Origin of the sequence: Azospirillum aestuarii (assembly GCF_016632405.1) — a bacterium.
GTDB classification, from domain to species: Bacteria; Pseudomonadota; Alphaproteobacteria; order Azospirillales; family Azospirillaceae; genus Azospirillum; species Azospirillum aestuarii.
Genome location: NZ_JAEPIV010000028.1, coordinates 43,624 through 58,886 on the forward strand (window position 1 = coordinate 43,624; position 15,263 = coordinate 58,886).

11 protein-coding genes are annotated in these 15,263 nt (G+C 69.4%); 7 read left to right on the forward strand and 4 right to left on the reverse strand.

All coding sequences use genetic code 11. From position 1 onward, the window contains the following. Positions 1–150 precede the first annotated feature (150 nt). The 4 genes from mmsA to JJL56_RS27780 all read left to right on the forward strand — a co-directional run bounded on the left by mmsA (position 151) and on the right by JJL56_RS27780 (position 5,847). Positions 151–1,704, forward strand: coding sequence for a multiple monosaccharide ABC transporter ATP-binding protein (mmsA, locus tag JJL56_RS27765; RefSeq protein WP_145628137.1), 1,554 nt, complete (start codon positions 151–153; stop codon positions 1,702–1,704). Further along, a complete protein-coding gene (mmsB, locus tag JJL56_RS27770) occupies positions 1,701–2,912 on the forward strand; it encodes a multiple monosaccharide ABC transporter permease (protein ID WP_200487048.1) in 1,212 nt (403 codons plus the stop codon). Before mmsA ends, mmsB begins: the two co-directional genes overlap by 4 nt. Before the next feature lie 8 nt (positions 2,913–2,920). Beyond that, positions 2,921–3,919, forward strand: coding sequence for a Gfo/Idh/MocA family protein (locus JJL56_RS27775; protein WP_200487049.1), 999 nt, complete (start codon positions 2,921–2,923; stop codon positions 3,917–3,919). Positions 3,920–4,020: 101 nt separating this feature from the next. Continuing rightward, on the forward strand, positions 4,021–5,847 hold the full coding sequence (locus JJL56_RS27780) for an IlvD/Edd family dehydratase (protein WP_200487050.1): 1,827 nt from the start codon (positions 4,021–4,023) through the stop codon (positions 5,845–5,847). A 20-nt stretch (positions 5,848–5,867) separates the two neighbouring features. On the opposite strand, the gene JJL56_RS27785 is transcribed toward JJL56_RS27780, so the two are convergent. Next, complete coding sequence (locus JJL56_RS27785) at positions 5,868–7,088, reverse strand: alpha/beta hydrolase (RefSeq protein ID WP_200487051.1); 1,221 nt, start codon at positions 7,086–7,088, stop codon at positions 5,868–5,870. Positions 7,089–7,309: 221 nt separating this feature from the next. Between JJL56_RS27785 and JJL56_RS27790 the strand changes: the two genes are divergently transcribed. The 3 genes from JJL56_RS27790 (at position 7,310) to JJL56_RS27800 (ending at position 11,110) form a co-directional block, all read left to right on the forward strand. Then, the gene (locus tag JJL56_RS27790; RefSeq protein WP_200487052.1) at positions 7,310–8,362 is read left to right on the forward strand and encodes a GNAT family N-acetyltransferase; all 1,053 of its coding nucleotides are present in this window, start codon (positions 7,310–7,312) and stop codon (positions 8,360–8,362) included. Positions 8,363–8,488: 126 nt separating this feature from the next. Continuing rightward, a complete protein-coding gene (locus tag JJL56_RS27795) occupies positions 8,489–9,562 on the forward strand; it encodes an aldose epimerase family protein (protein ID WP_200487053.1) in 1,074 nt (357 codons plus the stop codon). A gap of 42 nt (positions 9,563–9,604) precedes the next feature. Then, entirely contained in the window at positions 9,605–11,110 is a 1,506-nt protein-coding gene (locus JJL56_RS27800) for a tagaturonate reductase (RefSeq protein WP_200487054.1), read from the forward strand. A 29-nt stretch (positions 11,111–11,139) separates the two neighbouring features. Here the strand turns inward: JJL56_RS27800 and JJL56_RS27805 are convergent, their stop codons facing one another. The 3 genes from JJL56_RS27805 to JJL56_RS27815 form a co-directional block, all read right to left on the reverse strand. Continuing rightward, positions 11,140–12,399 carry a hypothetical protein gene (locus tag JJL56_RS27805; protein WP_200487055.1) on the reverse strand — a complete coding sequence of 420 codons (1,260 nt, stop codon included), beginning with the start codon at positions 12,397–12,399 and terminating at the stop codon, positions 11,140–11,142. 73 nt (positions 12,400–12,472) lie between these two features. Then, positions 12,473–13,513 carry a polysaccharide pyruvyl transferase family protein gene (locus JJL56_RS27810; protein WP_200487056.1) on the reverse strand — a complete coding sequence of 347 codons (1,041 nt, stop codon included), beginning with the start codon at positions 13,511–13,513 and terminating at the stop codon, positions 12,473–12,475. A gap of 224 nt (positions 13,514–13,737) precedes the next feature. After that, positions 13,738–15,249, reverse strand: a complete 1,512-nt coding sequence (locus JJL56_RS27815) for a multicopper oxidase family protein (RefSeq protein ID WP_200487057.1) — start codon at positions 15,247–15,249, stop codon at positions 13,738–13,740. Between the last annotated feature and the right edge of the window lie 14 nt (positions 15,250–15,263).

Here is a 15,263-nt window from a genome sequence, read left to right on the forward strand (position 1 = left end):
GGTACAGGCGCACCCCCCTCACCCTAACCCTCTCCCCAGAGGGGAGAGGGGATTTCAAATGCGATCACCCTGCGGGGCGGGCGCCGGGCGGCGTTCCCCACGACCATTCGGCGGTTCGATCCTGCGATTGCAGGTTCTTCGGAGGTGTTCATGGACTCCATCCTGGAGATGAAGGGCATCACCAAGACGTTTCCCGGCGTTAAGGCGCTGGACGACGTCAACCTGTCGGTCCGCGAGGGTGAGATCCACGCGCTGATCGGCGAGAACGGCGCTGGCAAGTCAACGCTGATGAAGGTGCTGAGCGGGGTCTACCCGCAAGGCAGCTTCGACGGCGAGATCCGCTTCCGCGGCCAGCCCCAGGCCTTCCGCGGCATCGCCGACAGCGAGCGGCTGGGCATCATCATCATCCACCAGGAGCTGGCGCTCGTCCCCCTGCTGTCGATCACCGAGAACCTCTTCCTCGGCAACGAGCAGGCGAGCCGTGGTGTGATCGACTGGGACGCCGCCACCCTGCGGGCGCGGGAGCTGCTGCGCATGGTCGGGCTGCACGACCCGCCGGAGACCCTGATCACCGACATCGGCGTCGGCAAGCAGCAGCTCGTGGAGATCGCCAAGGCGCTGTCCAAGGAGGTCAAGCTGCTGATCCTGGACGAGCCGACCGCCAGCCTGAACGAGAGCGACAGCGACGCCCTGCTGGAATTGCTGCTGCAGTTCAAGGCGCGTGGCATCGCCTCCATCCTCATCTCGCACAAGCTGAACGAGATCGCCAAGGTCGCCGACCGGGTAACCATCCTGCGCGACGGCACGACGGTGGAGACTCTGGACTGCCGCGAGGCCGTGGTCAGCCAGGACCGCATCATCCGCGGCATGGTCGGGCGCGCGCTGTCGGACCGCTATCCCAGGCGGACCACCGTGCCCGGCGACGTGCTGTTCGAGGTCAAGGGCTGGAGCGCCGACCACCCGGCCCATCCCGGCCGGCGCGTCGTCCGCGACGTGAACCTGACCGTCCGCCGCGGCGAGGTGGTGGGCATCGCCGGTCTGATGGGCGCCGGCCGCACCGAATTCGCGATGAGCCTGTTCGGCCGCTCCTACGGCCGCAACATCCGCGGGCAAGCCTTCCTCGACGGGCGGGAGATCGACGTCTCCACCATCAGCCGGGCCATGGCGAACGGCCTCGCCTATGCGACGGAGGACCGCAAGCATCTCGGCCTCGTGCTCGACAACGACATCCGCCACAACGTCACGCTGGCAAACCTCAAGGGGGTGGCGAAACGCTGGGTCATCGACCATGAGCGCGAGGTCCAGGTGGCCGAGGAGTTCCGGCGCCGGCTGCGCATCCGCTGCCCCGACGTGTTCCAGGAGACGGTCAACCTGTCGGGCGGCAACCAGCAGAAGGTCGTGCTCAGCAAGTGGCTGTTCGCCGACCCGCAGGTGCTGATCCTCGACGAGCCGACCCGCGGCATCGACGTCGGCGCCAAGTACGAGATCTACACCATCATCAACCAGCTGGTCGCCGAGGGCCGGGGCGTCGTCCTGATCTCCTCGGAGATGCCGGAGCTGCTGGGCGTCGCCGACCGCATCTTCGTGATGAACGCGGGCGCGATGGTCGCCGAGATGCCGGCGGCCGAGGCCAGCCAGGAGAAAATCATGCGGGCGATCATGCGCTCCGGGGAGACGCTGATGTCCGGGGAGGCTCTGCCATGAGTGCCGAACTCAACCTTCCGGCGCGCGGCCCGCGGGTATCCATGGGGCGGTTCGTGAAGGCGCACATGCGCGACTACGGCATGCTGCTGTCGCTGGTCGCGATCGTCCTGTTCTTCCAGTACATGACCGACGGCACGCTGCTGCAGCCGCTGAACCTGACCAACCTCGTTCTGCAGAACAGCTACATCGTCATCATGGCGCTGGGCATGCTGCTGGTGATCGTCGCCGGGCACATCGACCTGTCGGTGGGCTCGGTCGTCGCCCTCATCGGCGCGCTGGCGGCGACCCTGATGGTGCGGCTCCATCTGGACATCGTCACCACGACGCTGCTGTGCCTGCTGGCCGGGGCGGCGATCGGGGCGGTGCAGGGCTTCTGGGTCGCCTATCTGCGCATCCCGTCCTTCATCGTGACCTTGGCCGGCATGCTGGTCTTCCGCGGCCTGTGCCTGATCCTGCTCGCCGGCCAGTCGGTCGGCCCCTTCCCGGTGGAATTCCAGCGCCTCAGCTCCGGCTTCATCCCGGATTTCCTGGCGCTGGACGCCTTCAACCTGGGCAAGTTCCACCTGACCAGCCTGCTGCTCTGCGTGGCCGTGGCCGCCGCGCTCGTGGTGATGAACACCATGGCGCGCCTGCGCCGGCAGAGCGTCGCCATCGGGCAGGAGCCGCTGCCGCTGTTCGTGGCGAAGAACGTCGCGCTGGCCGCCGTGCTGATTTATGTCGGGCAGTTGCTGGCCTCCTACCGCGGCCTGCCCAACGTGCTGATCATCATGAGCGTGCTGATCGCGCTCTACAGCTTCGTCACCCGCAACACCACGGTCGGGCGGCGCGTCTACGCGCTGGGCGGCAACGAGAAGGCGGCCAAGCTGTCCGGCATCGACACCCGGCGGCTCAGCTTCTACACCTTCGTCAACATGGGGGTGCTGGCGGCGCTGGCCGGGCTGATCTTCGCCGCGCGGCTGAACACAGCCACGCCGAAGGCCGGAGTCTCGTTCGAGCTGGACGTGATCGCCGCCTGCTTCATCGGCGGCGCCTCGGCCTCGGGCGGCGTGGGCCGGGTGACCGGTGCGGTGATCGGCGCCTTCATCATGGGCGTGATGAACAACGGCATGTCGATCCTGGGGATCGGCATCGACTGGCAGCAGGTCATCAAGGGCATGGTGTTGCTCGCCGCCGTCACCATCGACGTCTACAACAAGAACAAGGCGTGAGGGCCATCATGACCCGTTCCACCCCCGCCCCTCTTACGCTTGGCATTGTCGGCTTCGGCAAGATCGCCCGCGACCAGCATGTCCCGGCCATCGCCGCCACCGGCCTGTTCCGCCTCGCCGCGGTGGTCAGCCCGCAAGGCGGCGCCCCGGAGGAAGCCGGGCTTAGCGACGTGCCGGTCTTCCGCAGCCAGACGGAGATGCTGGCCGCCCTGCCCGGCCTCGACGCCGTGGCGATCTGCACGCCGCCCGCCGTCCGCCACGCCCTGACGGTGGAGGCGTTGCGCGCCGGCAAGCATGTCCTGATCGAGAAGCCGCCGGCCGCCACCCTGACGGAGCTGCGCCTCCTGCTCGACGCGGCGGAGGGTGCCAAGCGCACACTGTTCGCCGCGTGGCACTCCCGCTTCAACGCGGCGGTGGAGGAGACGCGGCGGCGGCTGGCCGGCGCCACCGTCCGCCACGCCGCCATCACCTGGAAGGAGGACGTGCGGCGCTGGCATCCGGGCCAGGACTGGATCTTCGCGGCGGGGGGCTTCGGCGTCTTTGATCCGGGCATCAACGCCCTGTCGATCCTGACCGAGATCCTGCCGGCCCCCGTCGTCGTCCGCGACGCCGAGCTGCGGGTCCCCGCCAACCGCGACACGCCCATCGCCGCGACGCTGAGGATGGAAGGCGTTGCGGGCTCCGCCGTCGGGACGGTGACCGCCGCCTTCGACTTCCTCCAGCAGGGCGAGCAGACCTGGACCATCGCCATCGAGACGGACGCCATCGGGGCGGAGGGCATCGGGGCGGGGGGTGGGCGGCTCGACCTGACCCACGGCGGCACGCGGCTGAGCGTGGACGGCGTGCCCATGCTGGCCGAGCCCGACGCCGAGTACCAGGGCATCTATCGCCGCTTCCACCACCTGATCGCGGACGCGGCGGGCGATGTGGACGCCCGTCCGCTGCAACTGGTCGCCGACGCCTGTCTGGTCGGGCGCTGGCGCACCACCGACGCCTTCCACTGGTAAAGCGCCGGGCACACCGCCCGAACGACACCCTGAACGAGGCCCCGAACGCCCCCGGCGCCGGCCGACCCCGGTCCGCGCCCCCAACCCGAATTGGTGCCGACATGTCCGATACGAAACCCTCCCCCCAGCACCCGCAGTCCGGTTCCGGCCGGCGGCTGCGGTCGCGCGCGTGGTTCGACAACCCCGACAACCCCGACATGACCGCGCTCTATCTGGAGCGTTACCTGAATTTCGGGCTGACGCGGGAGGAGCTGCAATCGGGCGCGCCGATCATCGGCATCGCCCAGACCGGTTCCGACCTCAGCCCCTGCAACCGGCACCATCTGGTGCTGGCCGAACGGCTGCGCGAGGGCATCCGCACCGCCGGCGGCATCGCCATCGAGTTCCCCGTCCACCCGATCCAGGAGACCGGCAAGCGGCCGACCGCCTCGATCGACCGCAACCTCGCCTATCTCGGCCTCGTCGAGGTGCTGCATGGCTACCCGCTCGACGGGGTGGTGCTAACCATCGGCTGCGACAAGACCACCCCCGCCTGCCTGATGGCCGCGGCCACCGTGAACATCCCGGCCATCGCCCTGTCGGTCGGCCCGATGCTGAACGGCTGGTTCCGCGGCGAGCGCACCGGCTCGGGCACCATCGTGTGGAAAGCCCGGCAGATGATGGCGGCCGGCGAGATCGACTATCAGGGCTTCATCGAGCTGGTGGCCTCCTCCGCGCCCTCGACCGGCTACTGCAACACGATGGGCACGGCCTCCACGATGAATTCGCTGGCCGAGGTGCTGGGCATGCAGCTTCCCGGCTCGGCCGCCATCCCCGCCCCCTACCGCGAGCGCCAGCAGGCCGCCTACGAGACCGGCAAGCGGATCGTCGGGATGGTCCGCGAGGACCTCAAGCCATCCGACATCCTGACCCGCGACGCCTTCCTCAACGCCATCGTCGTCAACTCGGCCATCGGCGGCTCGACCAACGCGCCGATCCACATCAACGCCATCGCCAAGCACATCGGCGTGCCGCTGACGGTGGAGGACTGGCAGACCCACGGCCACGACGTGCCGCTGCTGGTCAATCTCCAGCCGGCCGGCGAGTATCTCGGCGAGGATTTCCACCGCGCCGGCGGCGTGCCCGCGGTCGTCGCCCAGCTGATGGGCAAGGGGCTGATCCGCGAGGAGGCACCGACCGTCAACGGCCTCAGCATTGGCGAGAACTGCCGCCAACAGCCGATCCTCGACACGCGGGTGATCCACCCGATCGACGAGCCGCTGATGCCCAACGCCGGCTTCGTGGTGCTGCGCGGCAACCTGTTCGGCGCCGCCATCATGAAGACCAGCGTCATCTCCGACGAGTTCCGCAAACGCTACCTGTCCAACCCGCAGGACCCAGAGGCGTTCGAGGGCAAGGTCGTCGTCTTCGACGGGCCGGAGGACTACCATCACCGCATCGACGATCCCAGCCTGGGCATCGACGCCTACACCATCCTGGTCATCCGCGGCACCGGCCCCATCGGCTATCCGGGGGCGGCGGAGGTGGTCAACATGCGGCCCCCCGCCACGCTGATCCGCCAGGGCGTCCATTCCCTTCCCTGCATCGGCGACGGCCGCCAGTCCGGCACCTCGGGGTCGCCCTCCATCCTCAACGCGTCCCCGGAGGCGGCGGCGGGCGGCGGGCTGGCCCTGCTGCGCAGCGGCGACCGGGTGCGCATCGACCTGCGCCGCGGCAGCGCCGACATCCTGATCCCGGAAGGGGAACTGGCCGACCGCCGCGCCGCTCTGGAAGCCGCGGGCGGCTACCCCATCCCGCCGTCGCAGACCCCCTGGCAGGAGATCCAGCGCGGCATCGTCGACCAGCTCGACGAGGGCATGGTGCTGAAGCCCGCCGTCAAGTACCAGCGCGTCGCCCAGACCATGGGCATCCCGCGCGACAATCACTGACGGAAAGGCCGTGCGGTGCGTCAGCCCCCGCCCGCGAACCGGTCATCGAGCCAGTCGAGGACGCGGAGGTTCAGGAGGGAGCGGTTGCCCATCTCGCAATGCCCGTCGGCGCCCTCGGCGGCGGTGAAGCGCATCAGCGTCTTCGGGCCGGTGAGCGCGTCGAAGAAGGCGCCCGCACCGGCCGACAGGGCGTCACCCTCCGCCTGGGTGATCAGGGTTGGGCAGGCGATGAGCTGCGCCCGCCCCCGCATGGTGAATTGCTCCGCGGAGGCGAGGTAGGAACGGAGGTCCGTGACGCCATGCACCCAGAATCCGCGCTGCACGACCTTCCAGTTCAGTTGGCGGTTGCTGCGGATGAAGGTGTCCATGCGGTCGATGACGGTTTGGTCCAGGGCGCCGAGATCGGCCGCCGCCTCCGGCGCGACGCCGAGCGTGTGCACCACCACGTCGCGGAATCCGTCGGCGATGCTCCAGGTGCCGGGATCGGCGATCAGCGCCGCGATGCGCGGCTCGCCCGACGCGGCGCGCGGGGCGAGATGCCCGCCCAGACTCCAACCGCTGAGCGCGATGCGCGCCGCATCGACGAGCGGCAGGGTTTCGGCGAAATCGACCACCGCCCCGATCACGGCTTCCCAGTCCGGCCGCAGCGGCACGCCGTGCTCGTAGAGCATGGCTCCCTGGCCGGGACCGTCGAACAGCAGGCTGTGATAGCCCCGCCGCGAGGCCGCCACTGCCGACGCGAAATACATGTCGATGATGGTGCCGTCATAACCATTGGTGAAAACGATCAGGGGACGAACCCGAGTCTCGAAGCCTTCCGCCGGGATAAAGCGGCCGGGCAGCGACGTCGCGCCGAAGGGAATGGCCAGCGGGATGGCCGGGCGTGGTCCGAGCGAGAGCGCCTTGTCGAGCGCCGCCGTCCCCTTGCGGAACGCGGCGATCAGGCGCGGATCGACGGGCGAACCGTAGAGCGGATGGAACGAGGCGTTGTGGAAGGCGCTCGCCCGAAGATAGAGGGAACGGGCCGTCGCCTTGTGGCCCTTGGCCAGGGCGATGTCGGCCTCATGCGCCAGCCGGTCACCTGCCGCGGTCCAGGCGTCGTAATAGGCGCCGTCGTCACCGTCGCCGATGGCCTCGGCAACCGCCTTGATCTCGCCGAAATCCGCCCCGCCATAAGGAATGTAGGCGACGGGCCAAGTGCCGAAGTCCTGGTGCAGAGCGTCGTGAAAGAGGGTGGTCACGGCTGTCCTCCCCAGTCCCGCCCGCCGGTTCACGGAGCCCCGGCCACCCTCAATGGTCGCGTTGCCGGCACCGGTCCGCCACCGCGCAGAAGGTGAGACGCCCGAACGGACATAACTCCGATCACCGACGTTCCTCGGGTTGCGACGATCCGACACAGCCCGGAAGCGTGGAGGAACGCCGACACTCCCGCAATCCGTGCATCGTTCCGCCGAGGGTGTTCATGACCGCTCCGCCCGCGTTCGAGATCCTTTCCTTCGACCCGCACAGCGCTCCGCCGGACTTGTGGGCGGAGCGGCATGTTTTCCGCCGGGCGCGGCACGAGCAGTCCGGCGAAGACGACCTCCCGCCCTCGGACGCCTGGTTCGAAGCGATCGAACGCCAGCCAAGCGCTTTCGGACGCAATGTCCATTGGGTGGCACGGACAGAGGGCCGGATTGTCGGCATCGTCGGCGCCTTCCTGCCCAACCCGGACCAGCCGGACATCCAGGCGGCGCTGCCCCACCTGCACGCCGACGGCTTCGTGCTGAAGGAATGGCGGCGCCGGGGGATCGGCCGGCGGCTGCTGGCGGAAATCCACGGCCTGATGGCCGCGCACGGGAAGACCCTGCTGACCCTGGTCACCGACGATGCGGACGGCCACGCCTTCCTGAGCGCCATCGGGGCCGACGAACGGCTGCGGTCGGTGGACAGCCGGCTGGCGCTGGACGGCGTCGATTGCGTGATGGTGGAGGGCTGGCACGCGGCGATGCACCACGCGGTTCCCGGCCTGACGGAAACCATCCATGCCGGCGAGGTTCCGGACGCGGAATTCGATGCGATCCTGCCGCTGCACAACGCCCTGCTGCCCGACCTGCCGCGCGACCGGCTGGACCAGCCGCTGATCCCGGTGACCATGGCGATGGTCCTGGAATGGAAGCGCAACATCCAGTTCCAGCAGGTGGAGCATCACATGGTCGTGCTGCGCGGCGCCGACGGGTCGGTGATCGGCTTCAGCGACGTTTTCTGGCACCCGGAGATGACGGACCGGGTCCATCAGATCGTCACCGGCGTGCGCCGCGACAAGCGCGGGATGGGGGTGGGCAAGGGGCTGAAGGCCGCCCTGCTGCGGCATATCCGCTCCGCCCGTCCCTCCGTCCGGCTGATGATCACCCGCAACGCGGCGACGAACGGGCCGATGCTGGCGATCAACCGCCGCCTCGGCTATGCGGAGCACAAGGTTCTCGGAACCCACCAGATCGGCGTCGAGGATCTCGGCGCAGCCCTGGCCCGCTGACGCTTTCAAGCCTTCGACGTGCGGCAAAAACGCCCGCTCCGGCGGCGGGCGCTTTTCTCCTTCCGCCCCTCATAACTGATATATTAATATATCCAATATCCTTCCGGTCCAAGGGGCACCGACGCCATGACGCCTTATACCGACCTCCGGCGCGAGGATTTCCGCGCCACCATCGATGGCACGCCGACCGACCTGTTCACCCTGCGAAACCGTCGGGGCATGGCCGTCCGCATCACGAATTACGGCGGCAAGATCGTCCAGATCCTGGCGCCCGACCGCGACGGCGCCCTCGGCGACGTGGTGCAGGGCTACGAGACGCTGGAGCAAACGATGGCCGGCCAGCCCTCCATGGGCTCCTTCATCGGGCGCTATTGCGGGCGCATCGGCGGCGGACGCTTCACGCTGGAGGGGGTGGAGCACCGCACCACCGTCAACGCGCCGCCCAACACCCTGCACGGTGGCCAGCGCGGCTCGCGCTTCCGCACCTTCGCCGCGCGTCCGTTGGACGAGACGAGCCTGGAACTGACCTACGTCTTCCAGGACGGGGAGGAGGGCTTCCCCGGCACCCTGCCCATCCGGCTGGTCTATACGCTGGACGAGGACAACGCCCTGACCATCGCCTGGACCGCCGTGGCGGCGGACAAGGCGACCGTGGCGAACTTCACCGACCATACCTTCTTCAACCTGTCGGGCGACGCCGGGTCATCCATCCTCGACCATGTGACGACGGTCAACGGCAGCCGCTATCTGGCGCTGGACGCCACCGCCGTCCCCACCGGGGAACTGGTGGACGTGGCCGGCACCCCCCTCGACTTCCGCAGCCCTGCCGCCTTCGGGGCGCGGATCGGCGCCGCCCATCCGATGCTGGCGCTCGGCAAGGGCTACGACCTGCATTACGCGGTGGACAAGCCGGAGGGCGCGCTGGGGCTGCATGCCCGCGTAATCCATCCGGGCAGCGGTCGGGTGCTGGAGGTCTTCTCAACGGAACCCGGCGTGCAGGTCTACACCGGCAATTTCCTTGACGGCCAGACGCCGCGCGACCTGGGCAAGGGCGGCACGCTCTACACCCGGCACAGCGCCTTCTGCCTGGAGCCGTCGCACTTCCCCAACGCCGTCAACATCCCGTCCTTCCCCTCCACCGCGCTGGCCCCCGGCCAGTGGTGCACGGGCCGCATCATCTACCGCTTCGGCGTCGCCTGAATCCCCTGTCAGCGCATTCCGATCCTCAAAGGACCTTCCGTCATGCCTCATCTTTCCCGTGAATCGCTCGCCACCGGCGCCTTTGACGTGGCGCACACGGCGGGCGCCCCGCGGCTGCCCGCCACCGTCCTTCAGATCGGCGACGGCAACTTCCTGCGCGGCTTCGTCGATTGGATGGTGGACGTCGCCAACGGCGCCGGGCTGATGAGCGCCGGGGTCGCTGTCGCCCAACCGCTGGACCAGGGCGTCGCCGGCCTGCTGAACGCGCAGGAGGGGCTCTACACCGTCCTGCTGCGCGGCATCGAGCAGGGCAAGGAAGTGGAAGCCCGCCGGGTGGTGAGCTGCGTGTCCGAGGCGCTGAACCCCTACGCCGCGTGGAACCGCATGCTGGCCCTCGCCACCGCCCCGGCGCTACGCTTCCTGGTGTCCAACACGACGGAGGCCGGCATCGCCGACGTGGCGGAGCCCTACACCCCCGGCGCCTGTCCGCAGAGCTTCCCGGCCAAGGTCGCGGCGCTGCTGCACGCCCGATTCACCGCGCTGGGCGGCACGCCGGAGAGCGGCCTCGTCCTGCTGCCCTGCGAGCTGATCGAGGCCAACGGCGCCAAGCTGAAGCGGATCGTCCTGGCCCACGCCAAACGCTGGGGACTGGAGTCCGGCTTCGCCGCCTGGGTGGAGGCGCACAACCACTTCCTGAACACGCTGGTCGACCGCATCGTCCCCGGCTACCCGCGCGACGAGGCCGCGGCACTCGCCGCAAAGTGGGGCTATGAGGACCCGCTGGCCGTGGCCGGCGAGCCGTTCCATGTCTGGGTCATCGAAGGCCCGGCGGCCCTGGCCGAGGAGTTCCCGCTGCACAAGGCCGGGCTGAACGTGGTCTGGACCGACGACCTGAAGCCCTACCGCACACGCAAAGTGCGCATCCTGAACGGCGCCCACACCGCCAGCGCGCTCGCCGCCTTCGTGGCGGGGGTGGACACGGTGAAGGGCATGATGGATGACGCCACCCTGTCCGCCTACCTGAACACGGTGATGTTCGGCGAGATCGTGCCCTTCGTACCGTTGCCGGAGGCGGAGCGCCAGGACTACGCCCACACCATCATGGAGCGCTTCGGCAACCCCCACATCCGGCACGAGCTGATCGCCATCGCGCTGAACTCGGTGTCGAAGTGGCAGGTGCGCGTGCTGCCCAGCCTGAAGGATTACGCCGCCGCCCATGGCGAGGCGCCGGACGGCCTGTCCTTCTCGCTGGCCGCCCTGCTGCGCTTCTACAAGGGCACGCTGGCGGCGGACGGCGCCTGCAGCGGCAGCCGCGACGCTGGCCCCTACCCCATCCGCGACGACGCGGCGGTGCTGACGGCGCTGGCCGGCGCCTGGGACGCGCATGGCGGCGACCCGGCGGCGCTGGTCGACGCCGTGCTGTCCAACGCCGCGCTGTGGGGCGAGGATCTGACCCGCATCCCTGGTCTGGCGCACCGCACCGCCATTCATCTGGCGATCATCGAGGAACGCGGCATGCGCGGCGCCCTTGAGGCACTGGTGGCCTGACCCCCAAAGGGACCGGGCCAACGGATGGCTCAGCCGCGGGTCCGCAGCCGGTTGCGGACCCGCTTGAGCGGCTGCTTCAACTCCATCGCGTCGAGCAGCGCCACCGCCGCCTGCCGCAGCGAGGCGGAAGCGCCCTTCATCGCCCGGACAGGACGGGGTTCCGGACGGTTGAGGTCCGGCTGGATGGCGCGCACCCGCTCCTTCAGCCGCTCCAGCCACTCTCCCTCCACCTCGTGCTGGCGGGCGTAGTCGAGGATGGAGCGGAGTTCCGCCGCCTGCGGCTCGTTGCGCACGGGGATGCCGGCGATGCGCGCGGGGTCGAGCAGCCCGTCGAAGCAGGCCGGGGCGGCCACCCCGGCGGCGGCGAAGTTCATCCGGGTGCGCACGCATTTCTCGCACACGCCGCAGTTCCGGAACTGCTCCGCCCCCTCCCAGCAGACGCGCAGGGAACGCACCGCCTCCGGATAGGTGGCGACCGCCGCGGCCTTCTCCGTGCGGGAATAGGCGGCCCCGTCATGGACGATGGAGAAGCCGTCGCCGGACAGCAGGTGGTCGGCGATGGGCGTGGTGCCGTAGGGGATGACCAGCGCGTCGTAGGGCTTGGTGCTGCCGATCAGCCCGAACTCGAACTCCGCTTCGTGGAGGTGCAGGCAGGCCGCCAACTCCGCCGCGTGGGAATCCTGCCAGTTCTGGAGATGCAGTTCCTTGCTGTTGGTCCTCACCACGCGCAGGTCCAGCCCGACCAATTCGCGGAAGGGCCGGGTGCGCTCGACCAGCCGCTCGAAGTCTTCGGGCCGGTCCAGTTCCACGTCGAAGCCGTGCACCATGAGGAGCGCGCCGACATGGTGGCGGCGTTCCGGCGGCAGGAGAAGCCGGTGGCGCAGGATGGTGAAGGTGCTGTCCAGCCCGCTGGAGTAGGCGGCGATGGCCCGCCGCCCCGGCTTGGGCGCGTTGCGGTCGACGACCGACTCCGGGATGATCTCCACCGTCCGGTAGCGGTCGGGACGCCAGCGCCGCCACACCCCCTGGAGCGTGTCGATGTTGTGCAGCGCCGTACGGGTCAGCGGTCCGTGGACATGGACGGGAAGGCCCCGCTGCATGGCGTGGAACAGGACGGCCATGACCGCCCCGTCCATCGGCCGGTCCGCCGCGGTTCCGGCCGGGTCCTCGAACTCGTAGACCACGCGGTCCCGGCGGCGGGCGCCGTCCTCGGACAGCAGGACGGTGCGGCGGACCAGCCCGCCGCTCGCCGTCTCCTCGACTCCGATGTGCAGTCCCTTGCCCGCCATGCCCGCCGACGCCCTTTTCAGCCCGTGTTCCGGGATGACAGACGGATGCCGGCCGCAATCGTTCCCGAGATTCTTATCGTTTGCAGCCGGTGAGCCAACTGTCGATGTAGTTGGTCAGCTTGCCGTAGGAGTTGTCGCGCACCTGCACCGGCAGTCCCATCATCAGGGCCAGCAGCATCCCGTGCAGGCGGTTGGTGACCACGGCGTTGGCCGCGCCGAAATGGGCGACGGCCTTGCGGACCAACCGGTCGCGGATGGGATACCAGCTCCGCAGCGGATCGGCCGGGAGCGGCACCGCGTCGTCCAGCCGGATCAGCCGGGCGGCCAGCGCGAAGCCGGCGAAATCCTCCGGCCCGCACAGATCCTCCCAGTCGAAGACCGGCGAGTCCTGGCGCAGCCAGTGGCGCCCCGCGCATTCCTGGTCGCGCCGGGCCATGACGAGCAGGGTCGTGTCGTGGGCCGGGCGCACCGGCGTCAGACGCGTCGGGTAGCGGGTCAGGTAATGGGCGAGGTCCGGCACCTGGATCGCCCGCTCCCCCAGAAAGGGCCGCACCAGATCGAGCGACGGCGCGTCGCGCGCCATGAAGACCAGATTGCGGTGGGCCGCCCAGCGCTTCATGTCGTGGCGCAGCCGGTCGTGGTCGCGGTAGTAGACGGTCTGCGGCAGCAGCACGATGCGGCTGGACGGAAAGCTCTCCAGCACCTTCTGCCGGAACGTCTCGTGATGGGGGTAGAGGTCGCCGAAATTGCCGCCGCCGTGCAGCAGGATCGCCGCCTGCCCGTCGCGCTGGCGGCGCAGCAGGCGCCGGGCGTTGCCCAGCGTCACCCGCTCCCGGATATCCACGCCACCGTCAGCGAACAGGGTTTCCGCCGCCTGGTTGATCAGCAGATCCCCGACGTTCAGATGGACCGGGATGTCCGCATAGACGGCCGGTCCGCTGCCCAGATGCGGCAGAACCGAGTCCCGCACCCGCAGCGACAGCGCCTCCAGCGCCGCAAGGTCCGGGTCCAGCCACAGGTCCGCCGCACCGGCGGCGGCACCGCCGGCAGACCCACCACCGGACCCGGCGGCCGCGTCCCCCCCGGCACCACCGTCATAACACCACGTATCCATGGCCAATGGCCGCTCCCACAGAAGATTGGTCCCGGAACATTGGTCGCCGCCCCCGGAGATGGAAGAGAAGTGACACGTCCCCGTCCAATGTGAATGGGAGTGATGCGTGAAAGTTCGCTTCCAAAGGAATGCCCCTGGATTCGCCGATTTCACCCGTCCGAACGGGCATGGAGCATTTGCGGTAACCGTTCCGGCGCGGTCGGGACGCGCCGGAATATTCGTGTTCATATGGTTTGGTCGCACACCAATTCGGTCATCATCCCCGTCGCCATGTGCAGAAGGTTGTGGCAGTGCAGCGGCCAGCGCCCCGGATTGTCGGCGTCGAAGGCGATGGTGGCGGAACCGTCCATCGGCACCAGCACGGTGTCGCGAACCGCACCGGCCAGCGCCGTCCCGTTGAGCGCCGTCACCTGGAAATGCTGTCCGTGCAGGTGCATCGGGTGGGCCATCGGGCTTTCGTTGACCATGGTGACGGTCACGCGCTGGCCCTTGCGGACCGTCAGCGGCCGGTGCTCGCCGAAGGGGCGGTCGTCGATGGTCCAGACATAGGGAGCCATGCCGCCGGTCAGCCGGATGGTGAAGGCCGCATCGGTGGGACGCGGCGCCAGAGGGTCGAGCGCGGCCAACCGCCGCTCCAGCGACAGGTCCACCGGCCCGGTGGCGCCGTCCGCGAGGCCGGCGGTCCTGCCCACCGCCGCACCGGGAGTGGCGAGGACGATGCCGGTGCGCTGGCGCTCCCCCTCCCGCTGCGCCAGGACGGGAAAAGTGCCGCCGCCGGCGGGAAGCTGAACGAGGATGTCCAGCCGCTGGCCCATGACCATGCCGAAGCGCCGCCCGGTTACCGGCTGGACCGGGTTGCCGTCCGCAGCGACCACCGTCCCGTCGAGGGCGCCGAGGTCGATGTGGAAGGCCGTCGAGGTCGCCCCGTTGATCAGCCGCAGCCGGACCCGCCCGCCGCGCTCCACCCGCACCACCTCCGGGTCGTCGAGCGTGCGGTCGTTGGCGAGGTAGGCGTCATACTCCACGTCGTTGAGGTCCATGGCGGCCATGGTCATGCCGCCCATGCCCTTCATGGTCGAGTGGTCCATCATCGGCATGGCCCCACCATGCCCGCTGCCATGGCCTCCGTGGCCGCTTCCATGCCCGCCACCGTGATCCATGCCACCATGTTTCATGGTGCCGCCGGTCAGCCCGGCGAGGACCTCGGCGGGGTCCTTGAAGGTGAAATCATGCAGCAGCACGGTGACCTCCTGGACGTCCGCGCGCCGGTCTTCGGCGGTGCGGACGATCAGGGGGGCCGCCATCAGCCGCTGCTCCTGAAGGCCGTGGTGCGAATGCATCCAGTGCGTGCCGGGCCGCGGCTCGAAATCGTAGCTCTGGCTGGCGCCGTCGCGGATCAGCGGGCGGTTCGCGTCGGCCACGCCGTCCTGGGCGTAGGGCGGGGTCATGCCGTGCCAGTGGATGACGGCGTCCTCCCCCGCCCGGTTCGCCAGATCGACCAGGAAGCGCTGCCCCGGATTGAGGACCAGACCGGAGGTGCCGTCCGGCTGGCGGATGCCGAAGACGGAGGCGGGTTTGCCCATCACCTCCAGCACGCGCCGTTCGACGGCGAGGCGGAGGGGGGGGGCGGCCCATGCCGGGCGCGCGACAGCGGGAAGGAGGGTGGACAGGCCGCCCAGCGCGGCGACCGACGCCGCGGACATCAGGAATCGGCGGCGGGTCTGAAGAATCGTCATGATGCGATGGTCCG

Excerpts from the sequence above, each read along its gene's own strand:
- mmsA (WP_145628137.1), top strand. The coding sequence starts at position 151 with ATGGACTCCATCCTGGAGATGAAGGGCATCACCAAGACGTTTCCCGGC.
- mmsB (WP_200487048.1), top strand. The coding sequence starts at position 1,701 with ATGAGTGCCGAACTCAACCTTCCGGCGCGCGGCCCGCGGGTATCCATG.
- JJL56_RS27775 (WP_200487049.1), top strand. The coding sequence starts at position 2,921 with ATGACCCGTTCCACCCCCGCCCCTCTTACGCTTGGCATTGTCGGCTTC.
- JJL56_RS27780 (WP_200487050.1), top strand. The coding sequence starts at position 4,021 with ATGTCCGATACGAAACCCTCCCCCCAGCACCCGCAGTCCGGTTCCGGC.
- JJL56_RS27790 (WP_200487052.1), top strand. The coding sequence starts at position 7,310 with ATGACCGCTCCGCCCGCGTTCGAGATCCTTTCCTTCGACCCGCACAGC.
- JJL56_RS27795 (WP_200487053.1), top strand. The coding sequence starts at position 8,489 with ATGACGCCTTATACCGACCTCCGGCGCGAGGATTTCCGCGCCACCATC.
- JJL56_RS27800 (WP_200487054.1), top strand. The coding sequence starts at position 9,605 with ATGCCTCATCTTTCCCGTGAATCGCTCGCCACCGGCGCCTTTGACGTG.
- JJL56_RS27805 (WP_200487055.1), bottom strand. The coding sequence starts at position 12,399 with ATGGCGGGCAAGGGACTGCACATCGGAGTCGAGGAGACGGCGAGCGGC.
- JJL56_RS27810 (WP_200487056.1), bottom strand. The coding sequence starts at position 13,513 with ATGGATACGTGGTGTTATGACGGTGGTGCCGGGGGGGACGCGGCCGCC.
- JJL56_RS27815 (WP_200487057.1), bottom strand. The coding sequence starts at position 15,249 with ATGACGATTCTTCAGACCCGCCGCCGATTCCTGATGTCCGCGGCGTCG.